Raw genomic sequence first — 26152 nt, 5'->3', positions numbered from 1 at the left:
TGCGCTTTCTTTTTCCGGATATTCACGAGACTTCGTCGGACCGGGGATAGCGGAGGATCGCGCTGGTCGTTCTGTCCCGTAGTGCCGGTATTCGGACGGTCCGCAAGGGGCCGCGATAACGGCCGAAAAGGGACAGGGCGGGGACGGTGGAGAGCCCTGGAACCCTTGTGGCGTAAGGGGCGTATGTCTACGCGCGTCGCTCCGACCGGCCCGCAAACACGCCCGAATGCCCCGGTAGTCTGGAGGTCCCCCGCCTCACGCACCACACCAACGGGAGTGCCAGTGGCTCGCGTCGTAGTCGACGTCATGCTCAAGCCCGAGATCCTCGACCCCCAGGGCCAGGCGGTGCAGCGTGCACTGCCCCGGCTCGGATTCGCCGGGATCGCCGATGTCCGTCAGGGCAAGCGTTTCGAACTGGAGCTGGAGGGTCCGGCCGACGAGGCCGCGCTCGCCAAGATCCGCGAAGCCGCCGAGACCTTCCTCGCGAACACCGTGATCGAGGACTTCACCGTCCGGATCGAGGAGGAGGGCAAGTGACCACCCGCGTTGGCGTCGTCACTTTCCCGGGCTCGCTCGACGACCGCGACGCGCAGCGCGCGGTCCGCCTGGCCGGCGCCGAGCCGGTCGCCCTCTGGCACCGTGACAAGGATCTCCACCAGGTCGACGCCGTCGTCCTGCCGGGCGGATTCTCCTACGGTGACTATCTGCGCTGCGGCGCCATCTCCCGCTTCTCCCCGGTGATGGACAGCATCATCGAGCAGGCCAAGCTGGGAATGCCGGTCCTCGGTATCTGCAACGGCTTCCAGGTGCTCTGCGAATCGCACCTGCTGCCCGGTGCGCTCACCCGGAACGACTCGCTGCACTTCATCTGCCGCGACCAGAAGCTCCGGATCGAGAACGCCGGGACGGCCTGGACCAAGGATTACTCCGAGGGCCAGGAAATCGTCGTGCCGCTCAAGAACGGCGAGGGCCGGTTCGTCGCCGAGGAGCGCGTGCTGGACCAGCTGGAGGCCGAAGGCCGCGTCGTGGCACGGTACTTGGACCTGAACCCGAACGGTTCGTACCGCGACATCGCCGGCATCACCAACGCGGCGGGCAATGTCGTCGGCCTGATGCCGCACCCCGAGCACGCCGTGGAGCCGCTCACGGGCCCGACCACCGAGGGCCTGGGCTTCTTCACCTCCGTCCTGAAGCAGCTGGTGAACGCCTGATGTCCCTCGACACCGTCAAGAACGCCGAGCAGACCCCGGACTCCGCGCAGCCCTGGGCCGAACTCGGGCTCAAGGAAGACGAGTACGCCAAGATCCGGGAGATCCTCGGCCGCCGTCCCACCGGCGCCGAGCTGGCGATGTACTCGGTCATGTGGTCCGAGCACTGCTCCTACAAGAGCTCCAAGGTGCACCTCAAGCAGTTCGGCGAGAAGAAGCCGGACAGCGACGCGATGCTGGTCGGCATCGGCGAGAACGCCGGTGTGGTCGACGTGGGCCAGGGCTACGCGGTGACCTTCAAGGTCGAGTCGCACAACCACCCCTCGTACATCGAGCCCTACCAGGGCGCGGCCACCGGCATCGGCGGCATCGTCCGCGACATCCTGGCGATGGGCGCCCGCCCGGTCGCCGTGATGGACCCGCTGCGCTTCGGTGCGGCCGACCACCCGGACACCCGGCGCGTGCTGCCCGGGATCGTCGCGGGCATCGGCGGCTACGGCAACTGCCTGGGCCTGCCGAACATCGGCGGCGAGGTCGTCTTCGACTCCTGCTACCAGGGCAACCCGCTGGTCAACGCGCTCTGCGTGGGCGTGATGAAGCACGAGGACATCCACCTCGCGCAGGCCAGCGGCGCCGGCAACAAGGTCATCCTGTACGGAGCCCGCACCGGCGGCGACGGCATCGGCGGCGTCTCGGTCCTCGCGTCCGAGACCTTCGACGACACCAAGCCCACCAAGCGGCCGGCCGTCCAGGTCGGCGACCCGTTCCAGGAGAAGCTCCTCATCGAGTGCACCCTGGAGATCTTCGCCGAGAAGCTGGTGCTCGGCATCCAGGACCTCGGCGGCGCCGGACTCTCCTGCGCCACCTCGGAGTTGGCCTCGGCCGGCTCCGGCGGCATGCGGATCGAGCTGGACACCGTGCCGCTGCGCGACAACACGCTCTCGCCGGAGGAGATCCTCATGAGCGAGTCGCAGGAGCGCATGTGCGCCATCGTCGAGCCCGAGAAGGTCGCCCGCTTCCTGGAGATCTGCGAGAAGTGGGACGTCATCGCCACCGTCATCGGTGAGGTGACCGAGGGCGAGCGCCTGGAGATCTTCTGGCACGGCGAGCAGGTCGTGGACGTGCCGCCGCGCTCCGTCGCGCACGACGGCCCGACCTACAACCGCCCGTTCGCGCGGCCGAGTTGGCAGGACGCGCTGCAGGCCGACGCGCCGACCGCCGAGCGGCTGGCCCGCCCGGCCAACGGCGCAGAGCTCAAGGCGGCCCTGCTGGCCGTGGCCTCGTCGCCGAACCAGGCCTCCAAGTCCTGGATCACCGACCAGTACGACCGCTACGTGCTCGGCAACACCGTGCTCTCGCACGGCGAGGACTCCGGCATGATCCGGATCGACGACGAGACCAACCTCGGCGTCTCGGTCGCCACCGACGGCAACGGCCGCTTCGCCAAGCTGGACCCGTACACCGGTGCCCAGTTGGCCCTGGCCGAGGCGTACCGCAACGTCGCGGCCGGCGGTGCCAAGCCGCTCGCCGTCTCCGACTGCCTCAACTTCGGCTCCCCCGAGGACCCGGACGTGATGTGGCAGTTCGCCGAGGCGACCCGCGGCCTGGCCGACGCCTGCCTGGTGCTCGGCACCCCGGTCACCGGCGGCAACGTCTCGCTGTACAACCAGACCGGCGAGGTCGCCATCCACCCGACCCCCGTGGTCGCGGTGCTCGGCGTCATCGACGACGTCACCCGCCGCACGCCCATCGGCTTCGGCGAGCAGGGGCAGCTGCTCTACCTGCTCGGCGACACCGAGGACGAGCTCGGCGGCTCGGCCTGGACCGAGGTCGTGCACGGCCACCTCGGCGGCCTGCCGCCCAAGCTGGACCTGGAGCGCGAGCGCCTGCTCGGCGAGATCCTGATCGCCGCCTCCCGGGACGGCATGGTCGACGCGGCCCACGACCTCTCCGACGGCGGCCTGGGCCAGGCCCTGGTGGAGAGCTGCCTCAAGGGCGGCAACGGCGCGCGCGTCGTGGTCCCCGAGGGCATGGACCCGTTCGTGTTCCTGTTCTCCGAGTCCGCCGGCCGCGCCGTGGTCGCCGTGCCGCGCAGCGAGGAGCTCCGGTTCAACGACATGTGCGGCGCCCGTGGCCTGCCCGCCACCCGGATCGGCGTGGTGGACGGTGACGTCCTGGAGGTCCAGGGCCAGTTCGAGGTCTCGCTGGCCGAGCTGAAGGACGCGCACACCGGTGTGATCGAGGCGCTGCTCGCCTGACGGCGTCTCACCTGGTGAAGGGGCGGCCCGGTCGGGCCGCCCCTTCGCTGTACGCTCGCGCAATGGCGAACTCCGCGAAGAAGGCCCGCAGTTACGACCCCGCCAAGGTGCGGGCCGCGCTGGCCGGGCAGACCGAGGCGCTGCGCGCCGCCGTCCGCGAGCTGTGCGCCCGGCCGCACGCCGAGGAGCTGCTGGCCCGGCCGACCCGGCTGGGGGAGTGGAACGTCCGCCAGCTCGTCGCCCACCTGGGCTTCTGCCTGGACTGGCTGCCCCACCACCTGGACGAGCCGGTGCCCGCCGGGGCCGCCATCCCGCTGGTCGAGTGGCCCGGCCTGACCAGGACCGCCGCGGAGGCCATCTCGGCCGCCGTGATCGAGCACGCCGAGGGCGCCTTCGCGGGCTCCCCGGCCGAGGTGGCCAAGGAGTTCGACGCCGCCTGCGACCTGCTGCTCGCCACCCTGGACCGGCCCGAGGCGGCCGACCCGGCCCGCCGCTTCGTGATCCGCTTCGGCCCGATCCTGGTCACCGACTTCCTGGTCACCCGGCTGGTCGAGACCGTCGTGCACGCGGACGACCTGGCGGCCGCGCTGGAGTTGCCCGCCTTCCCGCACGACCGGCAGGCGCTGGCCGCCGTCACCCGCCTGCTGGCCGACGCCCTCGCCCACCGGGTGCCCGGCGGCGCGGTCGAGCTGCGGATCCCGCCGTTCGCCGTCGTCCAGGCCGTCGAGGGCCCCCGCCACACCCGCGGCACCCCGCCCAACGTGGTCGAGACCGACCCGCTCACCTGGATCCGGCTGGCCACCGGCCGCACCTCCTGGGCCGAGGCCGAGGGCGCCGCCGAGCTGACCGCCAGCGGCGAGCGCAGCGACCTCTCGGCGTACCTCCCGGTGCTGGGCTGAGGCGGCGCCCCCGGTCTGAGGCGGTGCCCCCGGCCTGAGGCGGCGTCAGCTCACTTGCGGGGCGGGCCCGAGATGTACTTGCCGTCCGCCCCGTACGGCCAGGCGTTGGAGACGCAGCCCTCCAGGCCGTAGATCTGCTGCATCATCGCCGGGGCCGGCTTCCCGGCGCCGGAGCAGCCCTCGTGGCCGTGGCCGATGAAGTGGCCGACCTCGTGGTTGACGATCAGGGCCCGGTACTCCTCGATCGGGCCGCTGAACTGCGGGGAGCCGGCCGTCCAGCGCTTGGTGTTGACCATGACGGCGCCGCCGACGTTGCAGTTCACCTCGCCGCCGGTGTCGAGACCGGCCTTGGCGCAGACCGCGTCCACGGTGCCGGGGGAGGCGATCTTCACCGCGAAGTCGGCCGCGCCGGAGGCGACCAGCTGGAAGGAGTGCTTGCCGTCGGCGGTCCAGCCGCGCTTGTCGGCCAGGATCTTCTGCACCTGGTCGGTGGCGGTGGCGGCGTCGATGCCGATGCCGTCCTCCACCTCCACCTTGTACTTGCGCAGGGTCGCGCCCTTGCCGACCACCGGGCCGTTGGCGCGCACCGTGCTGAAGGTGCCCTTGCCCTTCTCGACCACCGCGGTCGGGGTGGGGCTGGGCGTGGGTGAGGGCGAGGGCGCGGGGGCGGGCGGCTGGGCGGCCGGGGAGCCCTCGGCGGCCGGGACGGCCCGGGCCTGGGTGGTGGCGGGCGCGGAGGGCCCGCCGTCGGAGCCGACGAGGTCGAACGCGGCGATCCCGAGCACGGCCAGCGCCCCGGTCAGCCCCACCAGCAGCACCAGCCGCCGCCGGGCCGCCTGCTGCCGGCGCCGCGCGGCGGCGGCCCGCCGTCGGCTCGGCGCGGGGGCACCCGCGCGCCGTGCGCGGGGGGCCGGGGTGCTCCTGGGGTTGGATCGCACTGCGGATGCTCTCTGGTCGCCTGGCAGGACTCGTCGCACTGTCGTTCAGGACGATACCCGTCGCGGGTGCGGTTCCCCGCGACCGGAGTGCCGCCGGGGGCGGGCGGTGGTGCCCGGGCGGCGGTGCCCCGGGCAGAACCCGTGGGGAAGCCGGGAGGGAGGCGACAGCCGTACCGCCGAACGGGCAGACTGGCAGGCATGAGTATTCACCAGAACCTCCTCGGAGGCCCCGAACCGACCAGGCTGACCGAGGACGAGCAGCCCTACCGGATGCTGGGCGAGGAGTCGGCCTCGCCGACCCAGGTGGCGGCCGCGTTCCCGACCTTCTCGCTGGCCTGGGCGATGCTGGCCGACGACGCCTACGACGCCGGCCGCGTGGTCGAGTCCTACGCCTACGCCCGCACCGGCTACCACCGCGGGCTGGACTCGCTGCGGCGGGCGGGCTGGAAGGGCCACGGCCCGGTGCCGTGGGAGCACCGGGGCAACCGGGGCTTCCTGCGCTGCCTGGCCGCGCTGGCCCGGGCCGCCGAGTCGATCAAGGAGACCGAGGAGGCCGAGCGCTGCTGGCAGTTCCTCAAGGACAGCAGCGCCGAGGCCTACGCCGAGCTGAAGCAGTAGTCCTGCCGACGCGGTGGTCGTAGGACGCGCAGGAGCCCCGGCCCGTGGAGGGCCGGGGCTCCGTCGTTCCGGTGCGCCTTACTTGATGCGCTTGCCGGCCGAGCGCAGCTGCTGCGCGGCCTCGAGCACGCGGGCGGCCATGCCGGCCTCGGCCAGCTTGCCCCAGGTGCGCGGGTCGTAGGTGTTCTTCTTGCCGACCTCGCCGTCGACCTTCAGCACACCGTCGTAGTTGCTGAACATGTGCGCCACCACCGGGCGGGTGAAGGCGTACTGGGTGTCGGTGTCGAGGTTCATCTTCACGACGCCGTTCTCCAGCGCGGTGGCGATCTCCTCGGCGGTGGAGCCGGAGCCGCCGTGGAAGACGAAGTCGAACGGGTCCTGCTTGCCGTACTGCTTGCCGATCTCGTCCTGCAGGTCGCGCAGGAGCTCCGGCTTCAGCACCACGTTGCCCGGCTTGTAGACGCCGTGCACGTTGCCGAACGAGGCGGCCAGCAGGTAGCGGCCCTTCTCGCCCAGGCCGAGCGCCTCGGCGGTGCGGACGGCGTCGTTCACCGTGGTGTAGAGCTCGTCGTTGATCTCGTGGGTGACGCCGTCCTCCTCGCCGCCGGTCGGGGTGATCTCGACCTCGAGGATGATCTTCGCGGCGGCGGCCTGGGCCAGCAGCTCCTGGCCGATGGCCAGGTTGTCGGCCAGGGTCTCGGCCGAGCCGTCCCACATGTGCGACTGGAAGAGCGGGTTGCGGCCCTGGGCCACGCGCTCGGCGGAGACCGCGATCAGCGGGCGGACGTAGGCGTCCAGCTTGTCCTTGGGGCAGTGGTCGGTGTGCAGCGCGACGGTGATGTCGTACTTGGCCGCCACGATGTGGGCGAACTCGGCCAGCGCGACCGCGCCGGTGACCATGTCCTTGTTGTGCTGGCCGCCGAGGAACTCCGCGCCACCGGTCGAGATCTGGATGATGCCGTCGCTCTCGGCCTCGGCGAAGCCGCGCAGGGCGGCGTGCAGCGTCTGCGACGAGGTGACGTTGATGGCCGGGTAGGCGAACTTGCCCGCCTTGGCCCGGTCGAGCATCTCGTTGTAGACCTCGGGAGTTGCGATGGGCATGCGAATTCGCTCCTGTCGGTGCTCGGCGTACGGACGACCTGTCCGACGCTCGGTACGCCTTCGGTACGACGCGCGGTGCCGGCTGCCGTCGCGGCTCTGCGGTGCGGCTCCGGTACCCCGGTTCGACGGAGTCCGTCGCGGTGTGCACTGAGGGTGGGTGCGACCGCGGGCCGGACACCTGTGCCATCTTCCCAGACTCGACCCCCGGAGACACCCATGGGCCCGCTGGTTGGGACGGACGGTGTCGGGAGAGGGGTCGGAGGTCCCCGGGGCGGGAGGGACCTTCAGCCCCCCGTAAGGGCGGGGCGCTATCCTGCGCCCGTGGACTACAACCAGCTCGCCGTCAATCTGCTCGACGCCAAATCGCTCGTCGCATCGGTCGGTGTGATCGGCATCCTGGCGATCATCTTCGCCGAGACCGGCCTGCTGGTCGGGTTCTTCTTCCCGGGCGACTCGCTGCTCATCCTGGCCGGCGTGGCCGCCTCCAGCGCCGCCGAGAAGGTGCTCGGGGAGGGGGCGCAGATGTCGATCGCGGCCCTGCTGATCGGTGCCCCGCTCTGTGCCATCGCCGGGGCCCAGCTGGGGCACCTGTTCGGGGTCAAGGTCGGGCCCAAGATGTTCGACAAGCCGGACTCGAAGATCTTCCGCCGCGAGTTCGTGGTGAAGGCCGAGGAGTACTTCGACAAGTTCGGCCCGGCCAAGGCCGTGGTGCTGGCCCGCTTCATCCCGATCGTGCGGACCTTCCTCAACCCGGTCGCGGGCGTGCTGGAGATGCCGGCCAAGACCTTCTTCGTCTGGAACGTGATCGGCGGCCTGCTGTGGACCGAGTCCATGCTGCTGATCGGCTACTTCACCGGTGACCAGCTGGCGCCCGTGATCGACAAGTACCTGATCCCGGCGATGCTGCTGATCATCCTGGTCTCGCTCTCCCCGGTCTTCATCGAGGTCTGGCGCGAGCGCAAGAAGAAGAAGGCGGGCGTTGCCACCGCCGAGCAGGCCCCGGCCGAGGCGACCGGCAACGGCCGGCACCGCAAGGGCTGATCCCCCGTCACGCGCGAGTGGCCCGCCGTTTCACGTGAAACACGTGGAGCGGCGGGCCACCGTCATGTGGTCGTCCGTCAGAGACCCAGGTCGTCCAGGTCGTAGGCGGTGACGTACTCCAGGCCCGCCTCGGCGATGGCCGGGGCCGCGCCGCGCTCGACGATCACCGCGACGCCGACCACCTCGGCGCCCGCCTCGCGGAGCGCCTCGACGGCGGTCAGCACCGAGCCGCCGGTGGTGGAGGTGTCCTCGACCGCCAGCACCCGGCGGCCCTTCACGTCCGGGCCCTCGATCCGGCGCTGCAGGCCGTGCGCCTTGCCCGCCTTGCGGACCACGAAGGCGTCCAGCTTCCGGCCGCGGGCGGCGGCGGCGTGCAGCATCGCGGCGGCCACCGGGTCGGCGCCCAGGGTCAGGCCGCCGACCGCGTCGTACTCCAGGTGCGCGGAGGCGTCCAGCATGACCGAGCCGACCAGCGGGGCGGCCTCGGCGTCCAGGGTGATCCGGCGGAGGTCGACGTAGTAGTCGGCCTCCTTGCCGGAGGAGAGGGTGACCTTGCCGTGCACGACGGCCTTGTCCTTGATCTGCGCCAGCAGGGCGTCGCGGTCGTTGCTCATGGACAGTCAGTCTACGGGCGCGGTACGCGGACTCCGGTCAGCGCCTGCGCAGGGCGCGGACCAGGACCACCGCGCCGCCGAGCAGCACCGCGCCGCCGCCGATCACCCAGGGCAGCGGGTTCCGGTCGCTCGCGGCGACCACCTCCGGGCCGCCCCAGCGGCTGGCCGCCCGGGCCCGCGCGCTGCGGGCCGGCAGGGCCGGGGCGTAGCGGCCGCGCGGCGGGGCGTGGTCCACCTCCTCGGCCGAACGGCCGACGATGCTGCGGCGGACCGGGCCGGAGGCGGCGGCCGGGTCGGCCAGGTAGTCGAACGCGGGCTCCGGCTCGGCCTGCCGCTCCGGCTCGGCGGCGGTGGGTTCGGGGAGGACGGCTTCCGCGGGGAGGTCGTCCTCGGTGAAGGCGATCAGGTCGGAGAGGTCGTCGTCCAGGTCGGCGCCGAAGCCGGCCGCGTGGTCCTCCAGGTAGACCACGGTGGCCTCCGGAGGCTCGGCCCCGCTCAGCTCGGCCGCGAGCTCGGCCGCGAAGCGGTCCAGCAGACGGCGGCCGGTGGTGCCCAGGGTGGCGGCGTCGAACTCGGTGAGGCGGCCGGTGGCGGACAGGTCACCGGTGAAGCGGAGGGTGCAGGACTTCTCGTCGTCCTCGGCCGCGGGCTGCACCGAGAGGCGGACGGTGGCGGTCACCTCGCCGGTGCCGCGCGCCTCCTGACCCTCCGCCAGGACCGTCAGCACGCCCTCGCGGCCCTCGATCAGCGAGAGCTCGCCGCGGTAGGTGATGGTCGAGCCGCCGATCCGCAGACGCAGCCGGGCGGCGCCGCCCGGCTCCTCGTCGGTGGTCAGCCCGGGGACGCAGCGGGACACCAGCTCCTGGTCCCGCAGGGCCTCCTGGACGGTGGCGGCGGGCAGCTGGACGACAACCTCATGCTCCATGCCGTCGAGCCTACCCACCCGGGGTGGCGGTCGAGCAGAGGCTGCGCGGGGTGCCTTCACCGCCACGGCAACGAGGCAGCGCCCCGCAGGGGCGCGAGGCTCTGCTGACTTGCGGCTCCGCCGCGGGGCGCGCGGGGGAACGGCAGCACGTGCAACTGGCTCGGCTGCCCCGACCTCACACTGGTCCGCCTTCCGAACTCGCGCAGTTCCCCGCGCCCCTGCGGGCCGCTCCGCGGATCAGCCGAGGAGGGTGCGCGGGGCGGGGAGGGGGTCGGGGCGGGTGGTGGCGAGGGCGGCGGCGGAGGTGCGGAGGCGGTCGGGGGTGAGGGAGCGGGTGGGGGCGGTGAGGGTGAGGGCGGGCGGGGTGCGGGCGGCGAGGACGAAGGTGGCGGGGGTGCCGGGGCCGCGCGGGCAGTGGCGGGGGCCGTCGGCCGCGGGGTAGGGGGCGGTCCGCAGCCCGGCCGCCCGGAGGGTGGCCTCGGCCGGCCAGAGCTCCTCGGCCCGGACGGCGATCCGCCCGCCGGGGGCCAGCAGCCGCGCGGCCAGCCCGTAGAACTCCTGGGTGTCGTACGGCCGCCCGCGCAGCTCGCTGAGCACCACGTCGTACGACCCGTCGGCCCCGCGCAGCCAGCGCAGCGGCTCGCCCGTCACCAGCCGGACCCGGGGGTCGGCCAGCGAGTGCTCGCCGAGGGCGGCGAGGGCCGGGTCGCGCCGGGCCAGGTCGGCCAGGACGGGGTCGGGTTCGACCAGCACCACGGAGCGGACCGCCGGGTGCCGCAGCACCTCGCGCAGGGCGAGGCCGTCGCCGCCGCCGAGCAGCAGGACCCGCCCGGCGGGGCCGCCGCCGAGGGCGGGGTGGGCGAGGGCCTCGTGCTCCCGGTACTCGTCGGGGCCGCAGACGGCGAGCCGTCCGTCGAGGTAGAGCTCCAACGGTCCGCGCTGGGGCGGGACGCGGGCGGTGGCGGGGGCGGTGGGGTCGGCGTCGCCGGTGAGGACGATCTCCTGGAGCCGGCCGTGCAGGGCGAGGCGGACCTGGGCGCCGTAGATGGCCTGGCGGGCGGCGCGTTCGATGGCGTCGGTGCAGGCGGCGGCGACGGCGAGGGCGAGCAGCACCAGGCCGCAGCCGGCCCAGAGCAGGACCCGGGTGCGGGGTGACACCTCGTCACGGAACAGCCGGAGCACCACGGCGGCCCCGGCGACGGCGTTGACCGCACCGGTGAGCAGGGCGCCGGTGCTCTGGCCGAGCTGGGGGAGCAGGACGAAGGGGAAGGCCAGCCCGCCGACCAGCGCGCCGACGTAGTCGGCGGCGAACAGGTCGGCGGCGGCGCGGCCGGCGTCCTCCCGGCGGATGCGCTGGATCAGGGTCATCAGCAGCGGGATCTCGGCGCCGATCAGCACGCCGATCAGGAAGGTGGCGACGACCACCCCGGCGAGCGTCGCCCCGTGGTGGTCCAGTCGGGCCCAGGCCCAGTAGAGGAGGAGCACGGAGGTGCCGCCGGTGAGGGCCAGTGCGCACTCGACCAGGGCGAAGGAGGCGGCGGGTCGGCGGGTGAGCCGTTTGGCGAGCAGCGAGCCGACGCCCATCGCGAAGACCATCACGGAGAGCACAACCGAGGTCTGGGTGGTGGTGTCGCCGAGGAGCTGGCCGCCGAGGGCGACCAGCTCCAGTTCGTACACCAGGCCGCAGGCGGCGCAGACGAAGGCCGCGAGCAGCACCAGCAGCCGGGCCGCCCGGGCCCGGCCGCGCAGCGGCACCGGGCGGGCGGCGTCCCGGGCCCGGACCGCGCTCGCCCCGATCACGGCCAGACCGGCCGGGTCGTCGGGTGCGGGGAGCGGACTGAGGGGTGGGCCCGGTGGATGGTTGATCACGAACAAACGCTAGGCGAGGCGAGCGGCCGACCGCTGCACCCATTCGACGGACTTGACGGTGCAGAGAATTGACGTTTCATCACCATGGGCTACCTGTCGGACGGTCCGGCTCGGACGCGTTTGCGAAGACCGTCAACGAGGACCGGGTGCAGACCAGCCGGCCCTCCTGCGGGTAGGCGTGCCAGGTCCGCCAGAGCACCCGCTGCTCGTCGCCGTGCGCGACCAGGGCGGTGAAGGCGCTCGGGTCCCCGGGGAAGACCCCGGCCAGCGCGTACGGGTGGCCCTCGACCAGGGCGAGCAGCTCCTGCGCCCGGGCCGCGAAGACGTGCGGGGAGAGCTCCTCGATCCGGGCCGCGAACTCGTACTCCCAGCCGCCGACCTGTTTGGCCACCCGGGCGGGCAGCGGGGTCTGACGGCCCGGCAGGCAGGCCACCGTCTCCAGGCACTCACCGGGGCCGGCCGCCAGGATCACCTGGTGGGAGGCCCCGAGCAGCCTGAGTTGCAGCGTCCCGCCGGCGAGCCGACCGGGCGGCGTGCTGCCGATGCGGTCGAGTCTCAGGTCCCGCACGGCGAGCGCGGGCAGCGGACTGCCGCCCAGGCACCAGGCCAGGTCACCGGCTCGGGTGTCCGTGTAGGAGGTCTGCAGTGTGGTGAGCATGCTGGGCTCCGCGTTTCAGCTCCGTGCGCGCCCGCCGTCAGCCTCCGGCCCGGCGTTGGCGTCGGGACTGTTCGAAGCTGTGCGGTCCGTGGCGCGGCCGACCGTGGAAGGAAGGATTCCGGCTGGAGATTCAGCAGCAGAGAAGCACGAATTCTCCGGGTCCGTCAGGGATTTACCCAGCTTTGCCCGGCATTCACCGTTCTGGCTACACCCTCTACCCTGGTGTGATCAACCCGGTGCACGACTCTGAACGGCGCGCGCCCCCTTCACCGGAGCGCGCGCCGTTCACCACCCTCGTGCGCCGGGCGTGGACTGGTCCCGCCGTGCCGACTGGAGGATGTCCCCGCAGTTTCGGTTGGCGCCCCGCAGATTGTTACCCTGGGGGGCCGCCCGGAGGCGGTGACACCCCGCACGGTGCGGGCTTCGACCAGGACAAGGGGGAGTGCGTGGACGGACAGGGAAGCCCTGAGTTTGCCACGGAAATCGACCAGGGGAGCGGTGACGCCTTTCGTGCCCTCGAACTGAGTCCGACGCGACTTTTGACCGTCATGCCATGGGGGCAACTGGCTCGGATCGTCCCCGATCCTCGTCGAGCCGAGGATCCCAGGGGATTCAAGTACCTTCCGCCTGGCGAACAACGTCAGGTCGCCATACGGAACGAAGTCCAGCGGGACATCAAGACCACGAAGAAGTGGGAGAATGCCAAGGATTATGCCCGGTACATCGCGGCGGTGATCCGCGGCAAAAGGGATGAGCGGTGGGCCACGCCGCCTTTCGCGCTCTGGATCGAAAAGCCACTCCGCACAGTCAGGCTGAGTACCCCGTTCGGCGTGGACAAGGTCGTCTACCTGCCCTTCGGCACCTCCGGGGTCCTGGTGGACGCGGAGACCCAGCACCTAGCCCACTGGCTCCTGGTCCAAGACCCCGATGACTACGAGGTCACGAGCGAGCAGGTGAACGCCCGGCTGGTCGGGGTGGAGATCTATCACAACCTGAGCCTGGTTGCCGCGCGTCAGATATTCCACGACCGCAATCTCCTGGGGGTCATCCCGAACAAGAATGTGGCCCTGACCTCCGACTCGGTCAACATCGCCACCAATATTACCCTCTCGCTGCTGGAGAAGGTGAGGGTGACGCTTCCAGGGACGGATCGGGTGGTGTTCCTCGAAGAACTCGTCTCGAAGCGCCAGCGGCAACTGAAGGCGGTGGACCCCGAGTGGATGACCCTCTCCACGATGAGGTCCTTCGTCATCACGGCCATCTTCGGCAGATCGGGCTTCGAAAAGACCAGCGGAGCGATCGCCGATCTGCCGGAGGGTTGCGATGTGGAAGTAGCGGAGGCGTGCATCGCCGAGGCACTGACGGAGCTCTTCGCTCGCTTTGGGCCTGCATTCGGTGACCGTCTCAGGACGGTGATCGCGGCACCGGCCGTGTTCGCCGCACTCGGGGCGGTGATGCACCGGGCCATGCCGTGGAGCGCGGGGCCTCGCGAGACGGTCCCGTCACTCGTCGATCTGATCTCCGACGTCAACTGGGCGCGCGAGGCGCAGTATTGGGATGGGATCGTTGGCAAGGAGACCGCGCGGGGGACCTTCTCGTTGGCCGGCGGAGTGAAGGACTCCGGATCGAGGACTGCCTCGGCGTTGGAGGATCCGTCCTCCGAGCGGTACCGCTGGATCCGGCACGGCCGGCCTCGAGGAGGGGATGACGGCGGCAGTGACCACTAGCTCCCGCACTTTGGCCCCGCAGTTCTAGTTTCGGCCCTTGATGCCACGTTTCGGTTGGATCATGCCCCGCAGTTGCGCTACTGTTCGACTACTCGGCGTCGGGTCCTGATCTCAAGGTCGGTGATCACCCGTGCGACGCCTTTAGGTGGGGGAGCGGCAGTGGTGTGGGTCGTCATTGGGGTTGCGCTGACGGCAGCAGCCTTGGTGGTTGCGGTACTGACCTATCGGCTCGGTCTGTGGGGGAAGCACCGGACCTCGACGGACGAGTACCGAACGGTCGCCAAGCAGGCGCAGGTGTGCGCGACCGGCATGGAGGACGTCGGCCTGCCGGTGACGGCCCGGGCCCTGGAATGCGGAAGGGAGAGCGGGGCGGAGCTGCGGGCTGCGGTCAAGCGCCTCCCCGCAGGCAGGCTCCAGAAGGCCTTCGAGGTGCTGGAGGAGCGGTTCTCCTTGCTGGTCAGGCTCTCGACTCCCGGAGCTCACGAGAGCGACGAGGAGGCCCGTAAGCGGGAGCGGGAGTGGGAGCGGCTCCAGCCGCGGCTGGACGCGGCCTTCAAGGAGGTCTTCCGGCTGATGGATCACGGTCGGGGGATCTGATCCCGCCGATGGGCCGGGGTGGCGGTGGTGTTGTCCGAGACGGGTGACGCCACCGCCACCCCGATGCACGTCCGTCAGAGCCTGCGCAGACGGGTGACGGCCTCCTCCAGGACCTCGTCCTTCTTGCAGAAGGCCCAGCGGACCTGGCTGCGGCCGGCCTCGGGGTCGTCGTAGAACACCGCGTTCGGGATCGCCACCAGGCCGCAGCGCTCGGGCAGCTTGCGGCAGAACTCCAGGCCGTCGGTCTCGCCGAGCGGGGTGATGTCGGTGGTGATGAAGTAGGTGCCCTGCGGGCGGTAGACCTCGAAGCCGGCCGCCGCCAGGCCGTCGGCGAGCAGGTCGCGCTTGCGCAGCAGGTCGGTCCGGAAGCCGTCGAAGTAGGCGTCGGGCAGGCGGAGCGCGTCGGCCACGGCGTACTGGAACGGGCCCGCGCTGACGAAGGTGAGGTACTGCTTGGCGGTGCGGACGGCGGCCACCAGCGCGGGGGAGCCGGTCACCCAGCCGACCTTCCAGCCGGTGAAGGAGAAGGTCTTGCCGGCCGAGGAGATCGAGACGGTGCGCTCGCGCATGCCGGGCAGGGCGGCGATCGGGTGGTGGGCGGCGGGGCCGTACACCAGGTGCTCGTAGACCTCGTCGGTGACCACCAACAGGTCGTGCTCGACGGCCAGTTCGGCGATCGCGCGGAGCTCGTCGGCGGTCAGGACGGTGCCGGTCGGGTTGTGCGGGGTGTTGATCAGCAGCAGCCGGGTGCGCGGGGTGACCTTGGCGCGGAGCCCGTCCAGGTCCGGGCGGAAGTCCGGGGCGCGGAGGGTGAGCGGCACCCGGGTGGCGCCGGCCATCGCGATGCAGGCGGCGTAGGAGTCGTAGAACGGCTCCATCGCGATCACCTCGTCGCCCGGCTCCAGCAGGGCGAGCAGCGAGGCGGCGATCGCCTCGGTCGCGCCGGCCGTGACCAGCACCTCGCGGTCGGGGTCGTAGGACAGGCCGTAGAGCCGCTGCTGGTGCTCGGCGATCGCGTGGCGGAGCTCGGGGATCCCGGGGCCGGGCGGGTACTGGTTGCCCTTCCCGGTCAGCACGGCGTCGGCCGCGGCCCGGGCGATCTCGGCCGGGCCGTCGGTGTCCGGGAAGCCCTGCCCGAGGTTGATCGAACCGGTGGTGACGGCGAGGGCGGACATCTCCGCGAAGATCGTCGTCCCCATGCCCGCCAGACTGCGGTTCAGCAGCGGCCTCGTACCCATCAGGTGCTCCTCACGGTTCGTGGAAATCGGGGCCATCCTCGCGGCGGGGGAGGGGCGGGGCAAGGGGACGCCCTGCGGGTACGGGGAAGGCCCGCCTCCCGGGGGAGACGGGCCTTCCGGAGCACTGGTCAGCTCTCGTCCGACGGGGCGGCGGCGTCGCCGCCCTCGCCCTCCTCGATCTCCTTCTGGAGGCCGAGGCGCTCGACGATCCACTGCTCGAAGCCGACCGCGGCCTGGGTCCAGTTGGCGGTGGTGGTGACGAAGTACTCCAGGTTGACGCCGGTGCCGACGATCATCTGGGACTCGCCGATCAGGCGGACCACGCCGTCCTCGTGGGTGTGGGTGTAGACCTTGGGCCAGAGGGTCTCGCGGTTCCACTCGTCGATGAGGTCGAGGATCTCGCCCTTGTCCTCGAGCGGGTAGGCGCGGTCGTAGAAGGCACGGACCGCGAAGAGCTCCTTCTGCTCGCCGCGGAACATGTAGTAGACCCGGAAACCCTCCCAGGGAGCGGTGAGGTCACCCTCCTCGTCGACCACGTGCTTGAGCTGCATCTGGTCCAGCAGCTGGCCGACCAGGGCCTGGTCCGGCACGACGACCGGCGGCGGGCCCTGGGGGGCCGGCTGGCCGCCGCCCTGCGGGGCGCCGAAGGAGGGAATGGACGACGGGTCGATGCTCATCGGGGGTCCTTTTCTCAGTGCACGAGGAGGTGGCGAACTGTGAGGGGCCGCCCTTCCGGGACCCATCCTGCCTCATTCGCGGCCCGGGACACAGGGCCTACCGGGCCCGGGCCGCGAACTCCACTACTCCCTGGGCGAACGTGCTCCGGCGGCGCCCCGGATCACTTCCGCAGGCCCGTGCCGGGGGCCTGCGCGCGGACCGTCAGGCGGTCGCCGGCCTCGTCCTGCTCGACCACCACGGTGTCCCCGTCGTGCACCTGGCCGGAGAGGATGGCGCGGGCCAGCTGGTCGCCGATCGCGGACTGCACCAGGCGGCGCAGCGGCCGGGCCCCGTAGGCCGGGTCGTAGCCGGTGAGCGCCAGCCAGTCGCGGGCGGCCGGGGTGACCTCCAGGGTGAGCCGGCGGTCGCGCAGCCGGGCGCCGAGCGCGGCGACCTGGAGGTCGACGATCCGGCTGAGCTCCGCGGTGCCCAGCGGGTCGAAGACCACGATGTCGTCGAGCCGGTTGAGGAACTCGGGCTTGAAGGCGGAGCGGACGGTGTCCAGCACCAGCTGCTTCTTCCGGTCCTCCGGGGTGGCCGGGTCGACCAGGTACTGGCTGCCCAGGTTGGAGGTGAGGATCAGGATGGCGTTGCGGAAGTCCACCGTCCGGCCCTGACCGTCCGTCAGCCGGCCGTCGTCGAGCACCTGGAGCAGCACGTCGAAGACCTCGGGGTGGGCCTTCTCCACCTCGTCCAGCAGCACCACGCTGTACGGGCGGCGGCGGACCGCCTCGGTGAGCTGGCCGCCCTCCTCGTAGCCGACGTACCCGGGCGGGGCGCCGACCAGCCGGGAGACCGAGTGCTTCTCGCCGTACTCGCTCATGTCGATCCGGACCATGGCCCGCTCGTCGTCGAAGAGGAAGTCGGCCAGGGCCTTGGCGAGTTCGGTCTTGCCGACGCCGGTGGGGCCGAGGAAGAGGAAGGAGCCGGTCGGCCGGTCCGGGTCGGCGATGCCGGAGCGGGTGCGCCGCACGGCGTCCGAGACGGCGCCCACGGCCTCGCTCTGGCCGATCAGGCGGCGGCCCAACTCCTCCTCCATGCGCAGGAGTTTGGCGCTCTCGCCCTCCAGCAGCCGGCCGGCCGGGATGCCCGTCCAGGAGGCCACCACGTCGGCCACGTCGTCCGGGCCGACCTCCTCCTTGACCATCGAGTCGGAGGCGTCCTCGTCCTTGGCGTGCTGCTGGGCCTCGGCCAGCTCGCGCTCGGCGGCCGGCACCTCGGCGTACATCAGCTTGGAGGCGCGCTCGAAGTCGCCGTCCCGCTGGGCGCGTTCGAGCGCTCCGTGCAGGTCGTCCAGGCGCTCCTTGAGCTCGCCGACCCGGTTGAGGGACTTCTTCTCCTGCTCCCACCGGGCGTTGAGCGCGCTCAACTGCTCCTGCTTGTCGGCCAGGTCGCGGCGCAGCCGCTCCAGCCGGTCCACCGAGGCCGGGTCGGACTCCTTCTCCAGTGCCAGCTCCTCCATCCGCAGCCGGTCGACCGAGCGCTGGAGCTGGTCGATCTCGACGGGGGAGGAGTCGATCTCCATCCGGAGCCGGGAGGCGGCCTCGTCCACCAGGTCGATGGCCTTGTCCGGCAGGAAGCGGGCGGTGATGTACCGGTTGGAGAGGGTGGCGGCGGCCACCAGGGCGGCGTCCGCGATCTGCACCTTGTGGTGCGCCTCGTAACGGCCCTTCAGGCCGCGCAGGATGGCGATGGTGTCCTCGACGCTCGGCTCGCCGACCAGCACCTGCTGGAAGCGGCGCTCCAGCGCCGGGTCCTTCTCGATCCGCTCGCGGTACTCGTCCAGCGTGGTCGCGCCGACCATCCGCAGCTCGCCGCGGGCCAGCATCGGCTTGAGCATGTTCCCCGCGTCCATCGCGGAGTCGCCGCCGGCGCCCGCGCCGACCATGGTGTGCAGCTCGTCGATGAAGGTGACGACCTGTCCGTCGCTGGCCTTGATGTCGTTCAGGACGGCCTTCAGCCGCTCCTCGAACTCGCCGCGGTACTTGGCCCCGGCCACCATCGCGCCCAGGTCGAGCGAGACCAGCCGCTTGCCGCGCAGCGACTCGGGCACGTCGCCCGCGACGATCCGCTGGGCCAGGCCCTCGACCACGGCGGTCTTGCCGACGCCCGGGTCGCCGATCAGCACCGGGTTGTTCTTGGTCCGGCGGGAGAGCACCTGGATCACCCGGCGGATCTCCTGGTCCCGGCCGATCACCGGGTCCAGCTTGCCGTCGCGGGCCGCCTGGGTCAGGTCGGTGCCGTACTTCTCCAGCGCCTTGTACGTGCCCTCCGGGTCGGCGGAGGTGACCCGGGCCGAGCCGCGGACGTCCTTGAACGCGGCCAGCAGCGCCTTCGGAGTGGCGCCGTGGTCCTTGAGCAGCTCGGCCACCCGGCCGCCCTCGGCGGCCAGGCCGACCAACAGGTGCTCGGTGGAGAGGTACTGGTCGTCCAGGTCCTCGGCCCGCTTGCCGGCCTCGGTCAGCACCGCGAGGGTGTCGCGGGCCAGCTGCGGGGCGGAGACGGTGGAGCCCTGGGCACTGGGGAGGGCGGTGGCCTGCCGCTTGGCGGCGGCGGTGACGGCGGTGACGTCCGCGCCGACCGCTTCGAGCAGGGGGCGGGCGACGCCCTCCGGCTGCTCCAGCAGCGCCAGCAGGATGTGCACCGGCTTGACGTCCGGGTTACCTGCGGCGCTGGCCTGTCGGATCGCGGCGGACAGGGCGTCCTGGGTCTTGCTGGTGAACTTGCTGGCGTCCACTACTGGCGTGCTCCTCTTTGACTCGGGTGGTGTACGACAAGTTGAGTCTAGCGCGCTCAACCTTTATGGGTCCAGCAAACGGCCGGCGTCCGGAGGGCAGCGACCCGGGGGCGCGAGGCCCTGCTGATCGGCGGCTCCGCCGCGGGGCGCGCGGGGGAACGGCACCACGTGCAACTGGCTGGCCTGCCCCGATCTCACGCTGGTCCGCCTTCCGTACTCGCGCAGTTCCTCGCGCCCCCAACGCGTAGCCACTACCTCTTGCGGGTGAGGCCGAGCAGCTCGCGGGCCGGGCCGGCCGGGCGGTGGCCGGCGGGCCAGACGGCGCGGAGGGGCCGGTGGAGGTCGACGCCCTCGACCGGGACGGCGACCAGGCGGCCGGTGGCGAGCTCCTCGGTGACGGCGAGTTCGCTCAGGCAGACCGGCCCGGCGCCGGTCATCGCGGCGGCCTTGAGCGCGGTCGAGGAGGCCAGCTCCAGCCGCGGCGCGGCGGTGCCGCCGTACGGGGCGAGCGCCTGCTCCAGGACCTCCCGGGTGCCCGATCCGGGCTCGCGCAGGACCAGCGGGGTGGCGGCCAGTTCGGTGCCGGTGAGCGGGCTGCGGCGGCGGGCCCAGGGGTGGCCGGGGGCGACCACGACCACCAGCCGGTCGGCGGCGACCACCGCGCCGTGCAGGCCGGGCGGGGTGGTCGGGCCCTCGACGAAGCCGAGGTCGGCGTCGCCGCCGAGGACGTGGGCGGCGACGTCGGCGGAGTTGGCGGTGCGCAGGGTGACGGCGGTGTCGGGGCTGGCCTGGTGCAGGGCGAGCAGCCAGCCGGGCATCAGGTACTCGGCGACGGTGAGGCTGGCGACCACGGTGAGCCGGGAGTCGCGGCGGCCGCGCAGGGCGTCGATCCCGGCGTCCAGGGCCTCGGCGGCCTCGACCACGTTGCGGGCCCACTCGACCACCAGCCGGCCGGCCTCGGTGGGCCGGGAGCCGCGCGGGGAGCGGTCCAGCAGCGGGACCCCGATCTGCTGCTCCATGCCCTTGATCCGGGCGCTGGCGGCGGGCTGACTGACCCCCAGTTCGGCAGCGGCCCGTCCGACGCTGCCGAGTCTCGCCACCGCGAGCAGCAGTTCCAGGGCGCCGAGTTCGGGGACGTGCGGGGAGAGGGCCATAGGGCCAGGCTATGCCGCCATCCATCCGGCCGCGCTACCGGCGGCGGTGCGCGGGGCGCACCGTGGAGGCATGGCCACGATCACCGCACCCCGCACCCTCGCCGGCTACGGCCTCGACCTCTCCCGGCTCGGCCCCAACTGGTACGCCGCCGTGATGGGCACGGCCATCGTGGCCAACGGGGCCGCCGCGCTGCCGCTCGCCCTGCCGGGCCTGATCGGCTTCGGCGAGGCGGTCTGGGCGATCTCCGCGGTGGCCCTGCTGGTGCTGGTGGCGGGGCGGCTGGTGCACTTCACCAAGCACCGCGCGGCGGCCCGCGAGCAGCTGCTGGACAACCCGGCCACCGCCTTCTTCTACGGCTGCCCGCCGATGGCCCTGCTGGCGGTCGGCTACGGCACCGAGGTGCTCGGCTCCCGGCTGATCGGCAGTCAGGCCGCGCTCACCGCCGACCTGGTGCTCTGGAGCGTGGGCACCCTGTACGCGGTGGTGGTGGCCTTCGGGATCCCGTACCTGATGATCACCCGGCACCGGCTGTCCCCGCTGGAGGCCAACCCCACCTGGCTGCTGCCCGTGGTGGCGCCGATGGTCTCCGCCGCGCTCGGCCCGGTGCTGGTGCCGCACCTGCCCGAGGGGCTGCGGCCGGCCATGCTGTACGGCTGCTACGCGCTGTTCGGGGCCAGCCTGCTGGCCACCCTGGTGCTGCTGCCGGTGGTCTTCGCCGGGCTGGTGCACAGCAAGCTGCCCGCGCTGGTGCTGACCCCCTCGCTCTTCCTGGTGCTCGGCCCGCTCGGCCAGTCCACCACCGCGGTGAACCAGCTGGCCGACGCGGCCAAGGGCACGGCCCCCGAACTGGCCTCCTTCGCGGTGGGCTTCGCGGTCCTCTACGGGGTCTCCACGATCGGCTTCGCGATGCTCTGGCTGGCCGTGGCGCTGGCCGCCAACCTGCGGGCGCTGCGGGCCGAGATGCCCTTCGCGATGACCTGGTGGGCCTTCACCTTCCCGGTCGGCACCCTGGTCACCGGAGCCGCGGGCCTGGCCCGGCACACCGGGTTCGACGGCTTCACCGGCCTCGCGGCGGGGCTCTACCTGCTGCTCGTCGCGGCCTGGGCGGTGGCCTCGGTGCGCACCCTGGCGGGGCTGCGGGACGGCCGCCTGCTGGGACCGGTCCAGTCCACCTGACGGACCGTCGGGAGGTCCCGGGCCCGCGCCCGGCTGCAGGTTCCTGCACTTGCGGGAACCTGCAGCCGGGCGCCCCTTGTTCGCAGCCCCCCCTGCTGTGAAGGTTGGGAACACGCCAAGGTCGTCCGGGCAACCGCAGCCCGGGACAGGTGACTTGTCCCACCACGGGGGACACCGGTGCGTCCGCGCGCTGGTGAGTCGAGGTGGGGCCCCGGCCGGGACGCCATGTGTGGTGATGGCCCCGGATCCGGTGCCGGCGAGGCGTTGCTGCTCCGCCTCGCCGGGGTCCCCGGATCCTGGCGCGAGATCGACGGGTTCCCCGGGACGTGGCATCCCGGGGGACACGTCGGCCGACGCCGCTGAGATCATGGCCATGACGGCCTGCGGCGATCGGCGAGGAGGTACCGGGATGGCTGCGGAGACGGCCGGGGCCCCGTTCCCCGACGAGGCGGCCCGAGGGCTCTACCTGACCATCCTGACGGCCGGCGGCCGCGTCCCGTTCACCGACGTGTCCGAGGCCGAGCGGCCCGCGCTGGACCAGCTGCTGCGCACCGGGCTGGTGATCCCCAACATCATCGACAAGGCCTACGTCGCCGTCAGCCCCCGCTCGGTGAGCGAACGGATGAGCAGCGAACTGCGGGCCAACGCGACCAGGCTGCTGCTCCAGGCCGAACAGCTCCCCGACAGCCTCGGCGGCCTCGCCCGCGCCTATGACGCCGTCCCGCGGGACGCCGCCGAACCGGCCCAGCCGGCCGTCGTGGTCGGCCAGGACCGGATCCGCCACCGGATCGCCGAGCTGGTCTCCGAGAGCAGCCAGGAGGTGCTCACCGCGCAGCCAGGCCCGCGCAACCCCGAGGGCCTCGCGGTCGCCCGCCTCCAGGACCTCGCCCTGCTGCGCCGGGGCGCCCGGCTGCGCACGCTCTACCAGCCGATGACGGTCAACGAGCCGGCCGCGGTCGAGTACGCCACCGCGGTGGCCGCCGAGGGCGGCCAGGTCCGGCTGCTCGACGAGCCGTACCAGCGGATGCTGATCATCGACCACAAGGTCGCCGTGGTCCCCGCCGAGGACGACTACAGCCGGGCGGTCTTCATCACCGAGCCGGCGGCGGTCGCCTTCCTGGTCGCGGTCTACGAACGCGACTGGGCCCGCGCGGAGACCTTCGACTGGGGCGGCCTCGGCACCGCCCCGCCCGCCCTGGCCGCCACCCGCCGGGTCGGCCGCCTGCTCGCCACCGGCCTCACCCAGAAGGCCGTCGCCACCCGCCTCGGCCTGAGCGAACGCACCGTCGCCGGCCACATCTCCCGCCTGCGCGAGCAGTACGGCGCGCAGACCCTCTTCCAGCTCGGCTGGCGGATGCGGGACGGCCGTGATGCCTGACCTGCCTGAGCCCGCCCGGTCGGAACTACCCGACAAGGCGGAGCGCGAGCTCTACCTGGAGGTGCTGGCCCAGGGTGGCCGGGTGTCGCGGGCCGCTGTCGGCGAGGGGGACCAGGAGGCACTGGGGAGGCTGCTGGCCGGCGGGCTGTTGGTGGGGAGCGACGACGGCCTCAGCTGGACGGCGGTGGATCCGCGGGCGGTGAGTGCCCGGATCAGCGCGGGGCTCCGGACGGCGGGCACCAGGAAGCTGCTGGAGGCCGAGCAACTGGGCGAGGAGCTCCGGGAGTTCACCGCGGCCTTCGATGCGGCGCCGCGCCGCTCGGTGCGCTCCGGGGTGGTGCGGCACGTCCACGACATCCGGCAGGTGCTCGATCAGGCACGGGAGTTGGAGGCCACCGCGACGGAGATCCTGAGCGCCCAGTCCGGCGCTCCGCTGGCGCCGCAGCAGCTGGCCGACTCCACCGCGAGGGCCCGGGCGTTCGCGGCCCGGGGCGGCACCGCCCGGGTGCTCTACGAGCCGGCCGCGCGGGCCGATCCCGCCACCGTCGCGTACGCCCGCTCGCTCACCGAACTCGGCATCACGGTGCGGGTGTTGGGCGAGCCGTTCAAGCGGATCACGGTGTTCGACCGGGCCGTGGCGGTGGTCCCGGCGGCCGCCGACCAGAGCAGCGCGGCCTTCGTCGAGGACCCGGCGGTGGTGGCCTTCCTGGTCGGCGGCTTCGAGCGGGACTGGCAGCGCGCCGAGCAGGTCACCTGGGCGGGTGACCAGGCGGCCGAGCCGGAGCGTCCGGTGGAGGAGCAGGTCGGCCGGCTGCTGGCGGCCGGGCTCACCCAGCGCACCATCGCGCTGCGGCTGGGCCTGAGCGAACGGACGGTGGCCGGCCACCTCGCCCGGCTGCGCGAACTGCACGGCGCCGAGACCCTGTTCCAGCTCGGCTGGCGGATGCGGGGAGGCTCCGGGCCGCGGTGACCTGGTGCCCCCGCTGCCGGTTCCTGCACTTGCGCGAACCTGCATGCGCGCAGGTCTTGCCCGGTGTACGGGTGCCTGTGAGGGTGGTACATGCCAAGGCCGACCGGGCTCGCAACGCCCGGTGGGGACGACTTGGCCCGCCCCCGGGGGTGTAGCCGGTGCCCCACGCGCCGGTCTCGAACGGGCGGGCCGCGGCCGGGGTGCCGCTTGTGGTGAACGGCCCCCGAGAAGCGCTGCGGGACGCTGCTGCTCCGTCCCGCCGGAAGCCGTCCGGCCTGGTGCGATGTCGGCGGGTCTCCCGGGGGCCGAGTACCCCGGGAGGCGCGTCGGGCCGTACCGCGCTGGGATCATGGCCGGAGCGGAACGGAACGGGGCGAGGAGGTACACGGTCATGGCCACGGTGACGCCGACCGGGGACGTCGGGCTGCTCGACGAACAGGCCCGGGAGCTCTACCTGGCGGTGCTCGCCGAGGGCGGCCGGCTGCCGGTCGCCGCCGTGCCCCAGGGCCCGGCGCTGGCAAGGCTGTTGGAGACCGGCCTGGTGCGGACGGACGGGCCCGGCACCCGGTACGTGGTGCAGAGCCCGCGCGCGGTGGGCGAGCGGATCAGCGCCGAGCTCTGCGCCGCCGCCGCCCAGCTGCTGCAGCGGGTCGAGGAGCTGCCGCTCGCGCTGGACGGCCTGACCCGGGCCTACGACTCGGTGCCCCGGCAGGGCGGCGACGGCGAGCAGGCCGCCTACGTGGACGGCCTGGTGGGCATCCGGCAGCGGCTGGCCGAGCTGCTCTCCGAGTGCGAGGGCGAACTGCTCACCGCCCAGCCCGGCCCGCGCCCGCCCGAGGGCCTGCGGATGGCCGTCCGCCAGGACACCGCGCTGCGGCGCCGGGGCGTCCGGGTGCGCGCCCTCTACCAGCCCCTGGTGCTCGGCGAGCCCGCCACCGTCGCGTACGCCACCACCCTCTCCGCCGAGGGGGCCGAACTCCGGCTGCTGGACGAGCCGTTCCGCCGCATGATGATCATCGACCGGAAGGTCGCGGTGCTCCCGGCCGCCGACGACCTCACCCGGGCCGTCTTCGTCTCCGATCCGGTGACGGTCTCCTTCCTGGTCGCCGTCCACGAACGCGACTGGGCCCGGGCGGACGCGGTCGACTGGGCCGGCCTGACCGCCGAGTCCGCCACCGACCTCACCCGGGACAGGATCAGCCGCCTGCTGGCGGACGGCCTCACCCAGAAGGCCGTCGCCTCCCGGCTGGCCCTGAGCGAGCGCACGGTGGCCGGCCACATCTCCCGGCTGCGCGAGCGGCACGGTGCCCGCACCCTGTTCCAGCTCGGCTGGCGGATGCGGCGCCGGTGCGGCCATGAGTGAGCGCCGCCCGCTCGGCCCGGCCGAACGGGCCGTCTACACGGCCGTCCTGGCCGAGGGCGGCCGCGTCTGGTTCCGGGACGTCACCGCGGAGGAGGCCCCGGCGGTGCTGCGCCTGCTGGAGTACGGCCTGCTGGTCCACCACACCGAGGACGGCACCCTGACGGCAGTCAACCCGCGTTCGGTGGGAGACCGGAAGGCGGCCGAACTGCGAGCGGCCGGGATGGAGTTGCTGGGCCGGGCCGAGCACGTGCCGACGCCGCTGGAGGAGCTGGCCCATGCCTACGACGCCGCGCCGCGCCGCTCGGGCCGCACGGGAGTGGTGCGGATCGTCAGCGACATGGAGGAGATCCGCTCCCGCATCGTGCAGATCGAGGCGGAGCGGCGGGAGGAGGTCCTGGCGGCCCAGCCCGGCGGTGCCCGCCCGGCCGAGTTCCTGGCCCAGTCCCTGGGGCGGGACCGTGAGTACCTGGAGGCCGGAGGGCGCAAGTTGACGTTGTACCAGCCGGGTGCCCGGTCGGACGCGCCCACCGTCGAGTACGCCGCGCGGCTCAGCGCGTGGGGCGAACAGATCCGCGTCCTGGATGAGCCGTTCACCCGGATGCTGGTGTTCGACCGTCAGCTCGCGGTGGTCCCGGCCAGGGCGGACAACACCTCGGCGGCCTTCGTCGAGGACCCGGCGGTGATCAATGTCCTGCTGGGGATCTGGGAGCGCGACTGGGAGCGGGCCGAGCGCGTTCGGTGGAGTGAACTCGCAGGTGCGGCAGGAAAGTTGGCGGTACACGAGCAGGTCGGCCGACTGCTCGCACAGGGCCTCAGTCAGCGGGCCGCCGCCTCCCGGCTGGGCCTGAGCGAGCGGACGGTGGCCGGGCACATCGCGAGGCTGCGGGAGCTGTACGACGCGGACACCCTGTTCCAGCTCGGCTGGCAGATGCGCGGGGCGGAGGGGATGTCAGGTGAGTGACCGT

General features: G+C 72.7%; 23 protein-coding genes. 13 read left to right on the top strand and 10 right to left on the bottom strand.

The features are described from left to right. Positions 1–282 precede the first annotated feature (282 nt). From purS to ACWCYY_RS33450, 4 genes are all read left to right on the top strand, one after another. A complete protein-coding gene (gene purS / locus ACWCYY_RS33465) occupies positions 283–537 on the top strand; it encodes a phosphoribosylformylglycinamidine synthase subunit PurS (protein ID WP_449798158.1) in 255 nt (84 codons plus the stop codon). Continuing rightward, positions 534–1211 carry a phosphoribosylformylglycinamidine synthase subunit PurQ gene (gene purQ / locus ACWCYY_RS33460; protein WP_345289975.1) on the top strand — a complete coding sequence of 226 codons (678 nt, stop codon included), beginning with the start codon at positions 534–536 and terminating at the stop codon, positions 1209–1211. Before purS ends, purQ begins: the two co-directional genes overlap by 4 nt. After that, the gene (purL, locus tag ACWCYY_RS33455) at positions 1211–3466 is read left to right on the top strand and encodes a phosphoribosylformylglycinamidine synthase subunit PurL (RefSeq protein WP_345289974.1); all 2256 of its coding nucleotides are present in this window, start codon (positions 1211–1213) and stop codon (positions 3464–3466) included. The genes purQ and purL overlap by 1 nt, the downstream gene beginning before the upstream one ends. 62 nt (positions 3467–3528) lie before the next feature. Further along, positions 3529–4365 (top strand): sterol carrier family protein, encoded by an 837-nt coding sequence (locus ACWCYY_RS33450; RefSeq protein WP_449798157.1) that lies wholly within the window; start codon positions 3529–3531, stop codon positions 4363–4365. Positions 4366–4415: 50 nt separating this feature from the next. Here the strand turns inward: ACWCYY_RS33450 and ACWCYY_RS33445 are convergent, their stop codons facing one another. Further along, positions 4416–5303 (bottom strand): DUF3152 domain-containing protein, encoded by an 888-nt coding sequence (locus ACWCYY_RS33445; RefSeq protein ID WP_345289972.1) that lies wholly within the window; start codon positions 5301–5303, stop codon positions 4416–4418. A 198-nt stretch (positions 5304–5501) separates the two neighbouring features. Between ACWCYY_RS33445 and ACWCYY_RS33440 the strand changes: the two genes are divergently transcribed. Beyond that, positions 5502–5921 carry a DUF3151 domain-containing protein gene (locus ACWCYY_RS33440; RefSeq protein ID WP_345289971.1) on the top strand — a complete coding sequence of 140 codons (420 nt, stop codon included), beginning with the start codon at positions 5502–5504 and terminating at the stop codon, positions 5919–5921. Positions 5922–5999: 78 nt separating this feature from the next. Here the strand turns inward: ACWCYY_RS33440 and fbaA are convergent, their stop codons facing one another. Then, positions 6000–7022 (bottom strand): class II fructose-bisphosphate aldolase, encoded by a 1023-nt coding sequence (gene fbaA / locus ACWCYY_RS33435; RefSeq protein WP_345289970.1) that lies wholly within the window; start codon positions 7020–7022, stop codon positions 6000–6002. Positions 7023–7343: 321 nt separating this feature from the next. Here fbaA and ACWCYY_RS33430 point away from each other — a divergent pair, with 321 nt between their 5' ends. Beyond that, a complete protein-coding gene (locus ACWCYY_RS33430) occupies positions 7344–8063 on the top strand; it encodes a DedA family protein (RefSeq protein WP_345289969.1) in 720 nt (239 codons plus the stop codon). 77 nt (positions 8064–8140) lie between these two features. On the opposite strand, the gene pyrE is transcribed toward ACWCYY_RS33430, so the two are convergent. The 4 genes from pyrE to ACWCYY_RS33410 all read right to left on the bottom strand — a co-directional run bounded on the left by pyrE (position 8141) and on the right by ACWCYY_RS33410 (position 12129). Further along, entirely contained in the window at positions 8141–8677 is a 537-nt protein-coding gene (gene pyrE, locus ACWCYY_RS33425) for an orotate phosphoribosyltransferase (protein ID WP_345289968.1), read from the bottom strand. A 37-nt stretch (positions 8678–8714) separates the two neighbouring features. Continuing rightward, entirely contained in the window at positions 8715–9602 is an 888-nt protein-coding gene (locus ACWCYY_RS33420) for an SRPBCC domain-containing protein (protein WP_449798156.1), read from the bottom strand. A gap of 237 nt (positions 9603–9839) precedes the next feature. Next, on the bottom strand, positions 9840–11471 hold the full coding sequence (locus ACWCYY_RS33415; RefSeq protein WP_449798155.1) for a spermine/spermidine synthase domain-containing protein: 1632 nt from the start codon (positions 11469–11471) through the stop codon (positions 9840–9842). Positions 11472–11550: 79 nt separating this feature from the next. Next, the gene (locus ACWCYY_RS33410) at positions 11551–12129 is read right to left on the bottom strand and encodes a DUF2617 family protein (protein ID WP_345289965.1); all 579 of its coding nucleotides are present in this window, start codon (positions 12127–12129) and stop codon (positions 11551–11553) included. Between the two features lie 446 nt (positions 12130–12575). Between ACWCYY_RS33410 and ACWCYY_RS33405 the strand changes: the two genes are divergently transcribed. Continuing rightward, positions 12576–13856, top strand: a complete 1281-nt coding sequence (locus ACWCYY_RS33405) for a DNA sulfur modification protein DndB (protein ID WP_449798154.1) — start codon at positions 12576–12578, stop codon at positions 13854–13856. A gap of 204 nt (positions 13857–14060) precedes the next feature. Continuing rightward, complete coding sequence (locus ACWCYY_RS33400) at positions 14061–14453, top strand: hypothetical protein (RefSeq protein WP_449798153.1); 393 nt, start codon at positions 14061–14063, stop codon at positions 14451–14453. Positions 14454–14527: 74 nt separating this feature from the next. On the opposite strand, the gene ACWCYY_RS33395 is transcribed toward ACWCYY_RS33400, so the two are convergent. From ACWCYY_RS33395 to ACWCYY_RS33380, 4 genes are all read right to left on the bottom strand, one after another. Beyond that, entirely contained in the window at positions 14528–15691 is a 1164-nt protein-coding gene (locus ACWCYY_RS33395; protein WP_449798152.1) for a pyridoxal phosphate-dependent aminotransferase, read from the bottom strand. A gap of 128 nt (positions 15692–15819) precedes the next feature. Continuing rightward, on the bottom strand, positions 15820–16368 hold the full coding sequence (locus ACWCYY_RS33390) for a YbjN domain-containing protein (RefSeq protein WP_449798151.1): 549 nt from the start codon (positions 16366–16368) through the stop codon (positions 15820–15822). A 161-nt stretch (positions 16369–16529) separates the two neighbouring features. Then, entirely contained in the window at positions 16530–19145 is a 2616-nt protein-coding gene (gene clpB, locus ACWCYY_RS33385; protein WP_449798150.1) for an ATP-dependent chaperone ClpB, read from the bottom strand. Positions 19146–19396: 251 nt separating this feature from the next. Further along, positions 19397–20299: a LysR family transcriptional regulator gene (locus ACWCYY_RS33380; protein ID WP_449798149.1), complete on the bottom strand. Its 903-nt coding sequence runs from the start codon at positions 20297–20299 to the stop codon at positions 19397–19399. Between the two features lie 70 nt (positions 20300–20369). On the opposite strand from ACWCYY_RS33380, the gene ACWCYY_RS33375 reads away from it, so the two are divergent. From ACWCYY_RS33375 to ACWCYY_RS33355, 5 genes are all read left to right on the top strand, one after another. Next, on the top strand, positions 20370–21476 hold the full coding sequence (locus ACWCYY_RS33375; RefSeq protein WP_449798148.1) for a TDT family transporter: 1107 nt from the start codon (positions 20370–20372) through the stop codon (positions 21474–21476). Positions 21477–21885: 409 nt separating this feature from the next. Beyond that, a complete protein-coding gene (locus tag ACWCYY_RS33370) occupies positions 21886–22854 on the top strand; it encodes a LuxR C-terminal-related transcriptional regulator (protein ID WP_345289959.1) in 969 nt (322 codons plus the stop codon). Continuing rightward, positions 22847–23824 (top strand): LuxR C-terminal-related transcriptional regulator, encoded by a 978-nt coding sequence (locus tag ACWCYY_RS33365; RefSeq protein ID WP_449798147.1) that lies wholly within the window; start codon positions 22847–22849, stop codon positions 23822–23824. Before ACWCYY_RS33370 ends, ACWCYY_RS33365 begins: the two co-directional genes overlap by 8 nt. A gap of 391 nt (positions 23825–24215) precedes the next feature. Continuing rightward, positions 24216–25187 carry a LuxR C-terminal-related transcriptional regulator gene (locus ACWCYY_RS33360; protein WP_345289956.1) on the top strand — a complete coding sequence of 324 codons (972 nt, stop codon included), beginning with the start codon at positions 24216–24218 and terminating at the stop codon, positions 25185–25187. Beyond that, a complete protein-coding gene (locus ACWCYY_RS33355) occupies positions 25180–26148 on the top strand; it encodes a LuxR C-terminal-related transcriptional regulator (protein WP_449798146.1) in 969 nt (322 codons plus the stop codon). The genes ACWCYY_RS33360 and ACWCYY_RS33355 overlap by 8 nt, the downstream gene beginning before the upstream one ends. The last annotated feature ends 4 nt before the right edge of the window (positions 26149–26152 follow it).

It is taken from the genome of Kitasatospora sp. NPDC001664 (assembly GCF_053596675.1).
The sequence above is the reverse complement of the archived record's forward strand: the minus strand, read 5'-3'. Positions and strand labels throughout refer to the sequence as shown.

What these genes read in the sequence shown, in the direction of transcription:
- purL (WP_345289974.1), top strand. Translation starts at nt 1,211, where the DNA reads ATGTCCCTCGACACCGTCAAGAACGCCGAGCAGACCCCGGACTCCGCG.
- ACWCYY_RS33450 (WP_449798157.1), top strand. Translation starts at nt 3,529, where the DNA reads ATGGCGAACTCCGCGAAGAAGGCCCGCAGTTACGACCCCGCCAAGGTG.
- ACWCYY_RS33440 (WP_345289971.1), top strand. Translation starts at nt 5,502, where the DNA reads ATGAGTATTCACCAGAACCTCCTCGGAGGCCCCGAACCGACCAGGCTG.
- fbaA (WP_345289970.1), bottom strand. Translation starts at nt 7,022, where the DNA reads ATGCCCATCGCAACTCCCGAGGTCTACAACGAGATGCTCGACCGGGCC.
- pyrE (WP_345289968.1), bottom strand. Translation starts at nt 8,677, where the DNA reads ATGAGCAACGACCGCGACGCCCTGCTGGCGCAGATCAAGGACAAGGCC.
- ACWCYY_RS33420 (WP_449798156.1), bottom strand. Translation starts at nt 9,602, where the DNA reads ATGGAGCATGAGGTTGTCGTCCAGCTGCCCGCCGCCACCGTCCAGGAG.
- ACWCYY_RS33410 (WP_345289965.1), bottom strand. Translation starts at nt 12,129, where the DNA reads ATGCTCACCACACTGCAGACCTCCTACACGGACACCCGAGCCGGTGAC.
- ACWCYY_RS33395 (WP_449798152.1), bottom strand. Translation starts at nt 15,691, where the DNA reads ATGGGTACGAGGCCGCTGCTGAACCGCAGTCTGGCGGGCATGGGGACG.
- ACWCYY_RS33390 (WP_449798151.1), bottom strand. Translation starts at nt 16,368, where the DNA reads ATGAGCATCGACCCGTCGTCCATTCCCTCCTTCGGCGCCCCGCAGGGC.
- ACWCYY_RS33380 (WP_449798149.1), bottom strand. Translation starts at nt 20,299, where the DNA reads ATGGCCCTCTCCCCGCACGTCCCCGAACTCGGCGCCCTGGAACTGCTG.
- ACWCYY_RS33375 (WP_449798148.1), top strand. Translation starts at nt 20,370, where the DNA reads ATGGCCACGATCACCGCACCCCGCACCCTCGCCGGCTACGGCCTCGAC.
- ACWCYY_RS33370 (WP_345289959.1), top strand. Translation starts at nt 21,886, where the DNA reads ATGGCTGCGGAGACGGCCGGGGCCCCGTTCCCCGACGAGGCGGCCCGA.
- ACWCYY_RS33365 (WP_449798147.1), top strand. Translation starts at nt 22,847, where the DNA reads ATGCCTGACCTGCCTGAGCCCGCCCGGTCGGAACTACCCGACAAGGCG.
- ACWCYY_RS33360 (WP_345289956.1), top strand. Translation starts at nt 24,216, where the DNA reads ATGGCCACGGTGACGCCGACCGGGGACGTCGGGCTGCTCGACGAACAG.
- ACWCYY_RS33355 (WP_449798146.1), top strand. Translation starts at nt 25,180, where the DNA reads ATGAGTGAGCGCCGCCCGCTCGGCCCGGCCGAACGGGCCGTCTACACG.